Origin of the sequence: Kribbella steppae, from assembly GCF_004342025.1 — a bacterium.
GTDB lineage: Bacteria > Actinomycetota > Actinomycetes > Propionibacteriales > Kribbellaceae > Kribbella > Kribbella steppae.
Window position 1 is genome coordinate 260,801 of record NZ_SLWN01000002.1, and the last position, 12,854, is coordinate 273,654.

Consider the following 12,854-nt stretch of genomic DNA (forward strand, 5'->3'; position numbering starts at 1 on the left):
TAGGATCGTGGGGTGCAGACACTCGACTCGGCGACCGCGTACGACCGTGCCGTCGACCTTGCCACGAAGGGCCGGCGTTCCATCCTCGGCATCACCGGTGCGCCGGCGGCCGGGAAGTCGACGTACGCCGAGCAGCTCACGGCGAAGCTGATCGCCGACGGGCACCGGGTCGCGCTGGTGCCGATGGACGGGTACCACCTGGCGCAGTCGGTGCTGGAGGACCTCGGTCTCGCCGAGGTGAAGGGGGCGCCGCACACGTTCGACGGGTACGGGTTCGTTGCCTTGCTCAAGAGGTTGAAGGAGGCACCGGACGAGCAGATCTGGGCGCCGCGCTTCGAACGCGGGTTGGAGGATTCGATTGCCGCGAGCATCGGAATCGCACCGGACGTCATGCTGGTCGTGACCGAGGGGAACTACCTGCTCTTCGACGAGATGCCGTGGGCAGCTGTCCGCACGTGGCTCGACCATTGCTGGTACGTCGAGGTACCCGAACAACTGCGGCACGACCGCCTGGAAGCCCGTCACCGCCGCTACGGCCGCTCCCCCGAGGAAGCCCGCGAGCGCACCTTCGGCACCGACGAACACAACGCCAGACTGATCGCCGCCACCGCGCCGGCTGCGGACGCGGTCATTCAGCTGTCCTGACAGACCCGCTCGATGAAACCGGCCACGCCGTCCAGGTAGAGCTGGAGGCCGAAGTCGAAGTCCTCGTCGCTCATCTCGTCGAAGTTGCTCACCTCGTCGAAGACACGGGCATCGAGGACCCGCGCCAGCGCGGGGAGTTGGCGGCTGTCGACCACGAGGGCGAGGATCTCGCCGTACTGGCTGAAGGCGGCGGGGTTCTCGCGGAATCCGGCGGCGAGGTCGAGGGAGAGCCGGATCTCGCCGTGGACATACGTCATCAGGCCCATCACGACGCCGACCTTGGCCCCCTCGGGCAGGCCGGTGTCCTTCAGCGCGCCGAGGGCGGAATCCAGCCAGGCGAGGTTGTTCGGCCCGGCCGGCGGGCCGGCGATCGGGAGCTTCGAATACCAGCGGTGTTTGCGGATGGCGACCATCACGCCCTCCGCCCAGAACGTCAGCCCGGTCCGCCAGTCGACACCGTCCGGCAGCGGATCGGGACGCTCGAGCGCGGCGTCCGACATCAGGACGAGCAGTTCATCCTTGCTCTTCACGTGCCGGTAGAGCGCCATCGTCGAGTTGCCCAGCCGCTCGGCCACCCGCGCCATCGAGACCGCGGCCAGGCCCTCGGCGTCGGCGAGGTCGATCGCCGCCCGGGTGATGTCGTCGACGGTCAGTGACGGCTTCGGCCCGCGCCGGCTGCCGTCCCGCAGTCGCCACATCAGCGCCACCTCGGCCGGCAACTCGCTCATCTCCACCGCCTCAGTCTAGGGAGCCACCAAGTAGGGCTTGCACATACATATAGCGTACATGCTACGCTATTTAGCGTATCTAATACGCAGTGGGGAGGGGAACGATGATCGTCGAGGCAACCGGCCTGCGGAAGTCCTTCGGGGCGACAGAGGTACTCACCGGGGTCGACCTGCAGGTCCCGGAGGGATCCGTGCTCGCCCTGCTCGGCCCGAACGGCGCCGGCAAAACCACCATCGTGCGGATCCTGACCACACTGACCAGGCCGGATGCCGGCCAGGCGACCATCGCCGGGTACGACGTACTGCGCGAGCCGGCCCAGGTTCGCGGCGTCATCAGCCTGACCGGGCAGTACGCCGCGGTCGACGAGAACCAGACCGGCCGGGAGAACCTGGTCATGGTCGGCCGGCTGATGCATCTCGGCCGGCCTGCCGCGCGACGCCGTACCGCCGAACTGCTCGAACAGTTCGGGTTGACCGATGCGATGGACCGCCGGGTGAAGACGTACTCCGGCGGGATGCGGCGGCGGCTCGACCTGGCGATGTGCCTGATCGCGCAGCCACGGGTGATCTTCCTGGACGAGCCGACCACCGGGCTCGACCCGGCCAGCAGGTCGACGATGTGGGACGCGATCGGCGAACTCGTCCGCGACGGCACCACCATCCTGCTGACCACGCAGTATCTCGAGGAGGCGGACCGGCTCGCCGACCAGATCGTGCTGCTCGACAAGGGCGGGATCGTCGCCACCGGCACCGCCGACGCACTGAAGGCCCAGATCGGCGGCGAGCGGATCGAGCTCCGGTTCGCCGACGAGATGCAGTTGCTGAAGGCAACCGGCGTACTGGACGGGATCGCCGATCAACTGGTGCTGAACATTCCGTCCGACGGTACGGCGGCGCACCTGCACCACGTCCTCGACGTACTGCGGGACAACGGGCTGCAACCGGAACGAGTGTCGTCCCACCGGCCGACGCTGGACGACGTCTTTCTGGCTCTGACCGCCTCAGATAGGAGCTGATCAAATGTCACATCAAGGAGCCGGCGCCGCGCTCTCCGACGCGGTCACCATGATCGACCGCTGCGTCCGGCTGATGCGCCGGAACGTGGACACCCTGTTCGTCTCGATCCTGTTGCCGATGCTGATGATGGCGCTGTTCGTCTATGTCTTCGGCGGCGCGATCGACACGGGCGCGGAATACATCAACTACGTCGTTCCGGGCATCCTGCTGCTCACCACCGGGTACGGCGCCTCGAACACGGCGATGGCGGTCGCGGACGACATGAACAGCGGAATGATCGATCGGCTGCGATCGCTGCCGATCCGCAGCTTCGCAGTGCTGACCGGTCACGTTACTGCGAGTGTCGCGCGTAACGCGGTGTCAACGGCGATCGTCATCCTCGCCTCGCTGGCGATGGGATTCCGGCCCGCCGCCGGCCCGGCCGACTGGCTCGCCGCGATCGGACTGCTCCTTCTCTATGTTCTCGCGCTGTCCTGGCTCGCGGCCGGTCTGGGCGTGATCGCGAAGTCGGTGGAGTCGGCCAGCACGCTGAGTTTCTTCATGTTGTTCCTGCCGTATCTGAGCAGCGCGTTCGTCCAGCCGGAGACGATGCCGTCGTGGTTGCGGCCGATCAGCGAGCACCAGCCGATCACGCCGGTGATCGAGACCGTGCGGAGCTTCCTGATCGGGACACCGATGGGGAACAACGGCTGGATCGCGCTCGCCTGGTGTACCGGTCTGCTCCTGTTTTCGGTCACGTTGGCGACATCGTTGTACCGCCGCCGCACCAGCCGCTGAACGCTTTTTTCATGCCGTTCGTAGAACGACTTTTGCCGAGGCGCGGATTTGGTTCGAACATGACCCCGCGGCCAGGTTACGGTTTAAGTCCCCCCAACGTGTGGTGGTCCCACTCCCCCCGGGACCCACACGGACAAGCGCCCCGATCTCTGATCGGGGCGCTCTGTTTTCCCCTGCAAATCATGGGAATTCCGGACTGTACCTCTATCGAGTGCCGGGGTCGAGCAGAGCGTCCGCCGTGCGACGGATGGGCTCCCCGGGGACCGTCGATGCGGCCGGAGGTGAACGCGGCGAGGGCGGCGTACGTGTGGCTGGACAACGGACCAGAAAAACTTGTCGAGGTGATGTCGAATCTGGCGGGTCTGGTCCGACGTATCAGTAAGAGCGACCAAAGGAGAGGGTCAGAATGAACATCACCGCCACCGTAGACACCGCCACCACCAACATGATCGTCACCATGCTCGCCGAGGGCAGCCCGGTCTGGTTCGTCGCCGGCATGGTCAAGATGCGCAACCACGACGTCTATCTGATCGGCCGGGCCGCCGGCTATCCGGACAAGGCGCAACTGCGCCGGGCCGTGTGGGCGCAGAAGAACCGCACCCGCGTCCCGCAAGCGCAGGCGCAGGCGCTAGCTGCCTGACACTCCTTCAGGTCGCTCCAAAAGCACCGTCGGCCGCTGCTGTCCCCCGGGGCAGCAGCGGCCGACGTCTGTCTGCACGTCAAAGGCTGACCGGCGCGGTATGTGGCTGAGCGCACGGTTGGGTGGGGCCAGGCCTACTTCGGGCCCGATCTGGCCGAATTCGCGGTTCGGGTGGTGCAGAGTGAAATCACCAACCGCAGCGAGGAAGAGGTTTCGATGTCGTGGGTGAAGAGTGCCTGCGTGGGGTTCGTCCGGGCGTGTGTTGTGACGGTGGTCAGCATGCTGGTCCCCGCCGTGTGGGCCGCCGCCGTGACGGTGGCGATCTGGTGGGCGGGCAACCCGTGGTCCTGGATCCCGTTGGTCGTGCTGGCCTGTGTCGGGACTCTCGCTCTGTCCCGGCCGGTCTGCCAGATGGTCCGCTCCCTGGTCGCGAAGTGGACGAGCACCGTGATCCCGGCCGGCTATCTGGAGGTCGGGCCGGTGACGCAGATGTCCACCGGGTACTGGTGGAACGGCACGTCGTACTCGCGCACCAGTAAGGAGGCTCGCGAGGACCAGGAGTTGCGGCTGCGGTTCAAGGACCCCGCCAATTGGCGTGACCTACGCTTCATCGCGATCGCACCGTTCACCGCGGGTCTGGTCGCGGCGATCCCGCCGGCCGGAGTCGTGGCCGGCGTACTCGGCTTCTCCCAGTCGGTGCCCCTTGTTGGCGTTCTTGGCCTGGTCGTGGCGATCGGCAGTGCGCCGTACGCGTGGCGGCCGATCGAGCCGGTCGCCGTACGGTTCCTCCGCCCGTCGGCGGCGATGGCGCTGGCGGACCGGGTCGACGAGTTGACAGCTCAGCGGGCGGACACGACCGTGGCGCAGGCTGCCGAGATCCGCCGGATCGAGCGGGACCTGCACGACGGAGCGCAAGCGCGACTGGTCGTGCTCGGGCTATCGCTGGCGACCGCGGAGAAGCTGATGGAGACTGACCCCGCACAGGCCAGGGCGCTGCTGCGCGAAGCCCGTGTCGGTGCCGCCACGTCACTTACCGAGCTCCGCGAACTGGTCCGGGGCATCAACCCACCGGTGCTGAACGAGCGCGGCCTCGTCGACGCCGTCCGTGCCCTGGCCATGGACAGCCCGCTCGAGACAGAGGTCAGCGCCGAGGTCGAGCTCAGGCTGGATCCGCCGATCGAGTCCGCCCTGTACTTCGGTATTGCCGAACTGCTGACCAACGCGATCAAGCACGCCCACGCGGCCCGAGCGCACATTTCCATCGCCCGGGACGACACAGCCATCGTGGTCGAGGTCGAGGACAATGGCCGGGGCGGAGCCGAGGTGAGCGCCGAGGGCGGACTCGCCGGATTGCGCCGCCGCCTCGCGGTGTTCGACGGCACCCTTGACCTCACCAGCCCGGCCGGCGGCCCGACCCGTGCGAGGATGACGGTGCCATGCGAATAGTCGTTGCCGAAGACCTCTACCTCCTGCGGGACGGAATGGTCCGCCTCATCGAGGCCTACGGGCACGAGGTCGTGGCGACGGCGACGACCGGTCCGGAGACCCTCGCCGCGTTGCTGAAGTGGCGGCCGGACGTCGCCGTCATCGACGTCCGGATGCCGCCGACCCAGTCGGACGAGGGCCTGAAGGCAGCGCTTGCCGCTCGTCTCGAAGTACCAGGACTACCAGTCCTGATCCTGTCCCAACACGTCGAGCAGCTGTACGCCCGCGAACTCCTGGCCAACGGCGCCAGCGGTATCGGCTATCTGCTCAAGGAGAGCGTGTTCGACGCCGATCAGTTCGTCGATGCGCTCGAACGCGTCGCCGCCGGCGGGACCGCCATGGACCCGGCCGTCATCACCAAGCTGATGTCCAGCGGCTCCTCGAACCGCCGGCTCGAGAAGCTCACCGAACGCGAACTGGCCGTCCTCAGTCTGATGGCCGAGGGCCTGTCCAATCAGGCGATCGGACAGCGGCTGTTCCTCAGTGACAGCGCCATCAGCAAGTACACGACGTCGCTGTTCGGCAAGCTCGGCATCACCGACGACGACAGCAGCAACCGGCGCGTCCTCGCCGTCCTCACGTACCTGGGTTTGACCGGTTCTTGAACTGGTCGGTGAAGAACCGCTCCACGGTCGGGAGGATCTTGCGGCCGGAGTGGGCCGCGCCGGGGACGACGTCGAAGGTGATGTCGAGGCCATGGGAGCGGTAGTTCTTCTCCAGCGTGCGCAGGCGCTCGATCCGGGTGGTGCCGGTGAGCTCGGCGCCGTCCATCCAGTTGGACTCGCCGCGATTCATGATCTCCCAGGTCTCGACGTCCTCGGAGCCGACCACGAGCTGGATCGGGACCCGGCGCAGCGCGTCGACGTCGATCGGCTGGCCGAACTTCTCCTCGAACCCCTTCGTGCCGAGCCACCACGGCAGGGCGTCGTCCAGTTGGGTGATCCGGCCGGGCGCACCGATCGAGGCGGCGGCCAGGCGGTCCGGGTGCAGGTAGAGGAACCGGTGCGTGAACTGCCCGCCGCCGGAGAAGCCGTGCAGGTAGAACTTCTCCGCCGCGACCGGGTACCGGGACGCGACCTCGTCCACGATCGACAGCAGCATCCGGTCGAACCGGATCCCCTGGTACTCGATGAACTTGAAGTTGTGCAGGTCGGTCGGATCGACCAGGCCGGCCGGGAAGATCGGCGTCAGGACGACGGCGCCCTGTTCGTCGGCGAACTCCTTCAACTGGTTGCGGTAGTTCGCCGCCGAGCGCGCGGTGCCGTGCTGAACGACCACCAACGGCGCGCGGTCGTCGTCGGCCAACTGGTGCGGCACGTACAGGCAGTAGTGCAGCCGCGGGTCGGCCTGGGACGCGAAGATCGGCGTCGCCCCGCGCTGGTAGAAGGTCGAGGTGTGTGTCATGGACGTCCTTCGGTGAGTGCGAACGCGGCTCTCAGCTCGCCGACCCGCTCCGGCTGCCAGCCGGGTCCGGGGGCGGAAGAGAGCAGCATCTGGGTGTAAGGGTGTTGGGGCCGGCGCAACAGCGCGTCGGTGTCGTCCTGCTCGACGTCGGCACCGCGGTACATCACCACGATCCGGTCGGTGACCTCACCGACCACGGCGAGGTCGTGGCTGACGAAGACCAGGGCGATGCCCAAGGACTCGCGGATCTCCTTGAGCAGGGCCAGGATCTTGGCCTGGACCGAGACGTCCAGGGCGGAGACGGCCTCGTCGAGGACGAGAACCTTCGGGTGTACGGCGAGGGCCCGCGCGATCGCGACGCGTTGCCGCTGGCCACCGCTCAGTTCATGGGGTCTCGACGTCAGGAATCGTTGCCCGAGGCCCACTTGATCGAGCAGCTTGCCGATCTCGTTGGCGGATGCGGACGGTCGATGCCGGCGCAGTACGTCGCGAAGGCAGCCTTCCACGGTCAGTCGGCGATCGAGCGAGGTGTACGGGTCCTGGAACACCATCTGGATCGCGCGAGCTCGTTGCAACCGCGCCGCACGACCACGTCCGGCCCGATGGAGCTCCACGCCGTCGATGGTGACGCTGCCCGTGTCGGGCGAGGTCAGTCCGACCAGCATCCGCGCGACCGTGGTCTTGCCCGAGCCGGATTCGCCGACCACCCCGAGCGATCCACCAGCCTCGACGGTGAAACTGATGTCGCGCGCGGCGACGGTCGGTGCCGCTCCGCGCCGTTCGCCGTACGTCTTGCCAAGTCCTTGTACCTGGAGCAGGGTCATGTCGGCACCTCCTCACGGTCCGGCAACTTGGGTACGGCGGCCGCCAGCGCCCGGGTGTACTCGTTGACAGGGTTCTCGAAGATCGTCTGCCCGGGCTGGTGATCGACGATCAGACCGTCCTTCATCACGTAGACGCGATCGCAGTACGCCGCCGCCAGGTGCAGGTCGTGGGTGATGAACAGCACCCCGAGGTCCCGCTCGGCCCGCAGCCGTCTCAGCAACGCGAGCACCTCGGCCTGCGTGGTCACGTCCAGCGCACTCGTCGCCTCGTCCGCCAGCAGCAGACGTGGGTCGATACTCAGCGCGGCCGCGATCACCACCCGCTGCAGCATGCCGCCGGACAGTTGATGCGGATACAACCGCAGCAACCGCTCCGGATCCCGCAACCCGACTTCGCCGAACAACTCAACGAGCTTGCCTCGTGCAACGTTCTTCCGTACGCCGTGCACCTGGACGAGCCGTTCGGTCGCCGAATCACCGATCCGCCGGACCGGGTTGAGCGCCGTCCGCGGAGCCTGGAAGATCATCGCGGCGTGGTTGGCCCGCACGTCCTGGACCTCAGCGGGCGGGCAGGTCAGCAGATCGGTGCCGCCGACAACGACCGCGCCCGACGTCGCCGCCTGGTCCGGGAAGAGTTTGAGCGCGGCGCGGGCCGTGGTCGACTTCCCGGAGCCCGATTCGCCGACCAGGCCGACGGTCTCGCCGGCCTCGACGGTGACGGAGATGCCTCGCAGGATCTCCGTGGTGCGGACGCTGACTTTCAGATCACTGATCTCCAGCAAGGTGGTCATCGTCGCACCGCCAGTTTGTCGGACAGCCGGACACCGACCACATTCGTCGCGACCACCACGATCGCGATGGTGAGACCGGGGACGAGCGCCGGTCCGACGATGCCCTGGATCACGCCGGTCCGGCCCTCCTGGACCATCAGTCCCCATTCCGAACTCGGCGGCTGGGACCCGAACCCCAGGAAGTTCAACGACGCGAGACTCATCAGTCCCTCGCCGAACAGCACCACGAGATACCCGACGAGCGCCGGCAACAGGTTCGGCAGCAGGTAGCGCAAGCACAGCACGAACCCGCCGACCCCCTGCAGCCGATAGGCGTCGACGTACGGGCGGGCGATCTCCTCCAACGCGATCGACCGGGTGAACTTGGCGATCGCGGGTGCATAGGCGAGCGCCATCCCGAGCACCGAGGTGAGCTCGCCGCGATCGAACACGGCGATACACAGAACGACGAACAACAGGCCCGGGAACGCGAACATCACATCCGTGATCCGGCTCAGCGCGGTATCGACCCATCCTTGTTTCCACGCGGCGGTCACGCCGATCAGTACGCCGAGCACCGTCGCCACGGCCAGCAGCGCGATCGCGCCGAGCAGGCTCGGCCGGGCGCCGTGGATGATCCGCGACAGCAGATCCCGGCCGAGCTGGTCGGTCCCGAGCCAGTGCGCCGGGCTGGCCGGCTGCCAGATCGCGCCGAAGTCGGTCTTCGCCGGGTCGTACGGCGCCACCCACGGAGCGAACACGGCCGCGAGTACGGCGATCACGAGGACGCCGGCACTCAGGTAGAACGGCCACTCGTGTTTGCGGCGTACCGTCACATCGGTCAGAACAGCGACTGTCATGCGGCACTCCTGGCGAGAACCCGTGCATCGAGCAACGGATAGATGAGGTCGACGATCACCGTGACCGCCATGTACGCGATCACCATGTAGAGCAGAATCGCCTGCACCACAGGGAAATCGTGAGTGTTGATTGCCTCGACCAACAGACTGCCGATGCCGTTGAGGCCGAAGACACCCTCGACCACGACCGTGCCGGCCAGCATGCCGGCCACGATCAGGCCGCACATCGTCACGATCGGGCCCAGCGAGTTGCGCAACACGTGTCTGGCCACCGTCTTGCGCTGCGCCAGACCGTAGCTGCGCGCCGCCTCGACGTGGTCGAGACTCTGCTGCTCGACCATCGTCTGCCGGGTCACGCGGCTGACCACCGCGATCGCGCCGAGGCACAGCGCGATCGCGGGCAGGGTCAGGTGGTGGATCCGGCCGAAGAACCCTTCGCCCGGACCCGACACCGCGAACCAGCGCAGCTTCACCGCGAAGACCGAGATCAGCACCACCGCGACGACGAAGTTCGGGATGGACGTCGCGAACGTCGTCACTCCGGTGATCAGGGCGTCCACGGCGGTCCCCCGGCGCAGTGCCGACCAGATGCCGAGGAGCACCCCGATCACGATGAACAACACCGACGCGTAGACGACCAGCGACAGCGTCACCGGCAACCGGCTGCCGAGCAGCGTCGTGACGGATTGCTGGTAGACCATCGACGTACCGAAGTCGCCGTGCAGCAGATCCTTCGCCCAGGTCAGGTACTGGGTGATGAACGGGTCGTCGAGGTGGTACTCGGCTCGCACCGCGGCGATCCGCTCCGGTGTCATGTTCTCCGGGTTCCCGATCAGGAACGACACCGGGTCCCCGGGCGCGGCGTACATGCCGGCGAAGATCACGAACGAGCTGATCACCAGGGTGAGCACCATCGCGCCGAGGCGCCGCAGTGCGACCATCTGTCTCAGGCCCCCTTCGTCCCGAGGTCGGCGGCCCACGGGTAGTAGCGGTAGCAGCCACTGGCCGGAACGCCGGTCACCTTGGTGGACAGCGCCACCGTGCTCGGGCTCTGCACCACCGGGATCCACGGCATCGCGTCGGTCCAGCGCTTGGCCAGCTCGATCGCGATCGTCGCCCGCTCCGCGTCCTCGAGCGCGGCCCGGCCCTTGCTCACGAGTTCGTCGTACGCCGGATCACGCAGCAGCCACTGCACCGACGAGTTGCTGGCACCGTTCTTGTAGAAGCCGACCGGGTCGTTCTTGGAGATGAAGTAGTCGTCGCTGAACAGGTCGGCCGTCGCCCGCACCGACGCGTCCGTCATGTCGTAGCCCTGGATCGGGATCTGCGTGATCGTTGCCTGCAGCCCGATCTTCTGGGCGGCGTCGACGACCGCGTTCGCGATCACGTTGCGGACCGGGCTGCCGTCGCTGGCGACCACGATCGGCTGGGTCTGACCGACCTCCTGGACCAGCTTCTTCGCCGCGTCGATGTCGGCCTGCTGCGGTGCTGCCGGCAAGCCGTCGATGGCGTCGTACGCAGCCTGGAACTTCGCCTTCTCGTAGCCCCAGGCGCCAGATCCGACCGGCTCCTTCCACGGTTGCCCGAGGCTGGAGAGTGCTGCCTTGGAGACGCCCTCGCGGTCGATCGCCAGCGCGAGTGCCTTGCGGAGCCGGACGTCCTTGAGGGCGCCCTTCTCGGTGACCATCAGGTTCCAGACCCGAGTGTCGGGGCCCTGGCTGACGGTGGTGACCGTACCGCCCGCGAGCTGGGTCGCCGAGGACAGGTTCTCCAGGTACGAGCCGGTCGCGGCGCCGGTGACGAGCGAGTTGACGATGACGTCGTCACTACCCCACTTGAAGGTGATCTTGTCGGTCTTGGCCGCCTTCTCCGGGTCCCAGTACGTGGCGGACTTGGTCAGCACGATCTGCTTGCCCGGCGCCCACTCCGACAGCTCGAACGGGCCGGTGCAGGCGTCGGTGCCGTCCGGCGTACCGAACTTCTTGCCCTGGGCCTCGACCAACTTGCGGCTGAAGACCACACCCGCGTCACCGGCGATCGCCTCGACGAAGACGGCGTCCGGCTGCTTGAACTTCACGGTGATCTCGTTCGGCCCGGTCTTCGCGACACCGGTCACGTTGACGTACTCGTCGGACTCCGAGGCGCCGTCGGCCGAGTGCCGTTGCAGGCTCCACAGCACGTCGTCGGCGGTCAGGGCGCTGCCGTCGTGGAACTTCACGCCCTGCCGGATGGTGAAGACCAGGCTGGTCTTGTCCTTCCACTCGTACTTCTCGGCCAGACCCGGCTTGAGGGTCAAGTCGGGCTGGAGCTGCAGCAGGCGGTCGCAGACGTTCGCCATGATCAGGTCGCTCTGCGAGTTCGCCGCGTCCGCGTCGAGGTCGAGCGACCGCGGTTCCTTCGGCATGAACCAGGTCGCCTGGTCGAGCTGACCGGCCGCGGCCGGCGTGCTGTCGACGAGCTTGACCTGGTCCTTGACGGGCGACTGTGCGGCGTTCTGGCCACCACCACACCCTGCGAGGACGAGTACGGCGGAGGCACAGAGCGCCGTACCAAGGTGTTTGCCGGACATTGATACTCCTAGTCGTAAAGATTGAACGGAATGAGCTCGTACTCGTGCTCGCAGGGAGTCCCGGGCGCGACGTAGTACTCGCCGGTGGTCAGGTCGACGCAGCTGGACAGCAGGGTCGACCACTGGCGCAGCTCGTGCAGTCGCTCGTCGGGGTGGGCGCACAACGAGTCGGGCAGACCGAGGTGGTCCGACATCGCGGTGCGGATGGCTTTGCGTACGTCGGTCGCCGTCAACGCCTCGCGCAGACCCTGTTGGGCTCGCGGGACGCGGAGCAGGGAGTCGGGCGACATCGGGCGGTGGTTCGCCGCCAGTTGGGGCGGGACGAACGCCTGGTAGTGGTTGCCGTGGACCAGCAGCCCGCCGGTGGGGTACTCCCAGCCGTGGGCGCCAGGGGTGGTCTCGAGGTCGATGCTGTAGCCGGATCGATCGGTCAGCAGCGCGTTGCTCGCGATGTGCGCGCGAGTCTTGACCAGGACCTTGAGCGCGTCGGAGATCGAGGCCGAGTCGAGGACGAGACGGCGGATGATGGTCTGCGGTACGCCGATGGTGTCGTCGAACCGGCCGCCGAGGCCGTTGGCGTTGAGCGCGAACCCGAGCGAGTTGGCGCCGTGCCGGCCGATCTGGCCCGCCTCGACCTGCATGACGATGGTGGGTTTCGGGGGCTGGACGATGCGGAGGATGACGACGGTGTCGCGGACGGCGTGGCGCCAGTCCCAGTTCTGGCCGGTGTAGACATGACCGTCACCGGCTGTCAGCGAGTACGACGTACAGCCGTCGGGGACGTCTTCTTCTTCGGGCAGTGGTGCGTCGTACACGATCTCGCCGCGGCAGTTCAGCACCACGATCTCGCGGACGCTGACGCCGGCGCCGTCCGCGATACCGCGGATCTCGTCGTACAACTCGGGGAACTCGCTGCTGATCAGCTGCTCCCAGGGGGCGGACTGCTGGAGGATCTGCGCCCAGGTCCGTCCGGTCTGCAGTTCGAACGCCCGGCCGTAGTACTCGATCGCCGTGCCGATCAGGTCCGCCGCAGCGCGACCGTACTGCCGTCCGCGATCATGGGCCGAGGGGCTGGACACTTCGATGATCCGCATCAGCTTCCTTTGACGATGTGTTACAGAACTGGTGTGCTTGG

At 67.2% G+C, this 12,854-nt stretch carries 14 protein-coding genes; 6 read left to right on the forward strand and 8 right to left on the reverse strand.

From position 1 onward, the window contains the following. Nucleotides 1-12 precede the first annotated feature (12 nt). A complete protein-coding gene (locus tag EV652_RS06065) occupies nucleotides 13-645 on the forward strand; it encodes a nucleoside/nucleotide kinase family protein (RefSeq protein WP_132207996.1) in 633 nt (210 codons plus the stop codon). Here EV652_RS06065 and EV652_RS06070 read toward each other — a convergent pair. Next, nucleotides 633-1,373, reverse strand: coding sequence for a TetR/AcrR family transcriptional regulator (locus EV652_RS06070; protein ID WP_132208473.1), 741 nt, complete (start codon nucleotides 1,371-1,373; stop codon nucleotides 633-635). The two genes, EV652_RS06065 and EV652_RS06070, sit on opposite strands and share 13 nt — an antisense overlap. 104 nt (nucleotides 1,374-1,477) lie before the next feature. On the opposite strand from EV652_RS06070, the gene EV652_RS06075 reads away from it, so the two are divergent. The 5 genes from EV652_RS06075 (at nucleotide 1,478) to EV652_RS06095 (ending at nucleotide 5,897) form a co-directional block, all read left to right on the forward strand. Beyond that, nucleotides 1,478-2,389, forward strand: coding sequence for an ATP-binding cassette domain-containing protein (locus EV652_RS06075; protein ID WP_132207997.1), 912 nt, complete (start codon nucleotides 1,478-1,480; stop codon nucleotides 2,387-2,389). Nucleotides 2,390-2,393: 4 nt separating this feature from the next. Beyond that, a complete protein-coding gene (locus EV652_RS06080) occupies nucleotides 2,394-3,167 on the forward strand; it encodes an ABC transporter permease (RefSeq protein ID WP_132207998.1) in 774 nt (257 codons plus the stop codon). A gap of 406 nt (nucleotides 3,168-3,573) precedes the next feature. Next, on the forward strand, nucleotides 3,574-3,807 hold the full coding sequence (locus EV652_RS06085; RefSeq protein ID WP_132207999.1) for a hypothetical protein: 234 nt from the start codon (nucleotides 3,574-3,576) through the stop codon (nucleotides 3,805-3,807). 174 nt (nucleotides 3,808-3,981) lie between these two features. Next, complete coding sequence (locus EV652_RS06090; RefSeq protein ID WP_242001593.1) at nucleotides 3,982-5,253, forward strand: sensor histidine kinase; 1,272 nt, start codon at nucleotides 3,982-3,984, stop codon at nucleotides 5,251-5,253. Then, on the forward strand, nucleotides 5,244-5,897 hold the full coding sequence (locus EV652_RS06095) for a response regulator transcription factor (RefSeq protein WP_132208001.1): 654 nt from the start codon (nucleotides 5,244-5,246) through the stop codon (nucleotides 5,895-5,897). Before EV652_RS06090 ends, EV652_RS06095 begins: the two co-directional genes overlap by 10 nt. On the opposite strand, the gene EV652_RS06100 is transcribed toward EV652_RS06095, so the two are convergent. The 7 genes from EV652_RS06100 to EV652_RS06130 are packed head-to-tail and all read right to left on the reverse strand — an operon-like array spanning nucleotide 5,869 to nucleotide 12,813. Then, on the reverse strand, nucleotides 5,869-6,696 hold the full coding sequence (locus tag EV652_RS06100; protein WP_132208002.1) for an alpha/beta hydrolase family protein: 828 nt from the start codon (nucleotides 6,694-6,696) through the stop codon (nucleotides 5,869-5,871). The two genes, EV652_RS06095 and EV652_RS06100, sit on opposite strands and share 29 nt — an antisense overlap. Then, entirely contained in the window at nucleotides 6,693-7,520 is an 828-nt protein-coding gene (locus EV652_RS06105) for an ABC transporter ATP-binding protein (protein WP_132208003.1), read from the reverse strand. Before EV652_RS06105 ends, EV652_RS06100 begins: the two co-directional genes overlap by 4 nt. Beyond that, entirely contained in the window at nucleotides 7,517-8,311 is a 795-nt protein-coding gene (locus EV652_RS06110; protein ID WP_132208004.1) for an ABC transporter ATP-binding protein, read from the reverse strand. Before EV652_RS06110 ends, EV652_RS06105 begins: the two co-directional genes overlap by 4 nt. Beyond that, the gene (locus tag EV652_RS06115; RefSeq protein WP_132208005.1) at nucleotides 8,308-9,150 is read right to left on the reverse strand and encodes an ABC transporter permease; all 843 of its coding nucleotides are present in this window, start codon (nucleotides 9,148-9,150) and stop codon (nucleotides 8,308-8,310) included. Before EV652_RS06115 ends, EV652_RS06110 begins: the two co-directional genes overlap by 4 nt. Beyond that, nucleotides 9,147-10,091 (reverse strand): ABC transporter permease, encoded by a 945-nt coding sequence (locus EV652_RS06120; RefSeq protein WP_132208006.1) that lies wholly within the window; start codon nucleotides 10,089-10,091, stop codon nucleotides 9,147-9,149. The genes EV652_RS06115 and EV652_RS06120 overlap by 4 nt, the downstream gene beginning before the upstream one ends. 5 nt (nucleotides 10,092-10,096) lie before the next feature. Then, nucleotides 10,097-11,719, reverse strand: coding sequence for an ABC transporter substrate-binding protein (locus EV652_RS06125; RefSeq protein WP_132208007.1), 1,623 nt, complete (start codon nucleotides 11,717-11,719; stop codon nucleotides 10,097-10,099). Nucleotides 11,720-11,727: 8 nt separating this feature from the next. Then, on the reverse strand, nucleotides 11,728-12,813 hold the full coding sequence (locus tag EV652_RS06130; RefSeq protein ID WP_132208008.1) for a C45 family autoproteolytic acyltransferase/hydrolase: 1,086 nt from the start codon (nucleotides 12,811-12,813) through the stop codon (nucleotides 11,728-11,730). Between the last annotated feature and the right edge of the window lie 41 nt (nucleotides 12,814-12,854).

Bases quoted from the DNA above. Each gene is read 5' to 3' on its own strand.
- EV652_RS06070 (WP_132208473.1), bottom strand. From the start codon at position 1,373: ATGAGCGAGTTGCCGGCCGAGGTGGCGCTGATGTGGCGACTGCGGGAC.
- EV652_RS06075 (WP_132207997.1), top strand. From the start codon at position 1,478: ATGATCGTCGAGGCAACCGGCCTGCGGAAGTCCTTCGGGGCGACAGAG.
- EV652_RS06080 (WP_132207998.1), top strand. From the start codon at position 2,394: ATGTCACATCAAGGAGCCGGCGCCGCGCTCTCCGACGCGGTCACCATG.
- EV652_RS06085 (WP_132207999.1), top strand. From the start codon at position 3,574: ATGAACATCACCGCCACCGTAGACACCGCCACCACCAACATGATCGTC.
- EV652_RS06095 (WP_132208001.1), top strand. From the start codon at position 5,244: ATGCGAATAGTCGTTGCCGAAGACCTCTACCTCCTGCGGGACGGAATG.
- EV652_RS06100 (WP_132208002.1), bottom strand. From the start codon at position 6,696: ATGACACACACCTCGACCTTCTACCAGCGCGGGGCGACGCCGATCTTC.
- EV652_RS06105 (WP_132208003.1), bottom strand. From the start codon at position 7,520: ATGACCCTGCTCCAGGTACAAGGACTTGGCAAGACGTACGGCGAACGG.
- EV652_RS06110 (WP_132208004.1), bottom strand. From the start codon at position 8,311: ATGACCACCTTGCTGGAGATCAGTGATCTGAAAGTCAGCGTCCGCACC.
- EV652_RS06115 (WP_132208005.1), bottom strand. From the start codon at position 9,150: ATGACAGTCGCTGTTCTGACCGATGTGACGGTACGCCGCAAACACGAG.
- EV652_RS06120 (WP_132208006.1), bottom strand. From the start codon at position 10,091: ATGGTCGCACTGCGGCGCCTCGGCGCGATGGTGCTCACCCTGGTGATC.
- EV652_RS06125 (WP_132208007.1), bottom strand. From the start codon at position 11,719: ATGTCCGGCAAACACCTTGGTACGGCGCTCTGTGCCTCCGCCGTACTC.
- EV652_RS06130 (WP_132208008.1), bottom strand. From the start codon at position 12,813: ATGCGGATCATCGAAGTGTCCAGCCCCTCGGCCCATGATCGCGGACGG.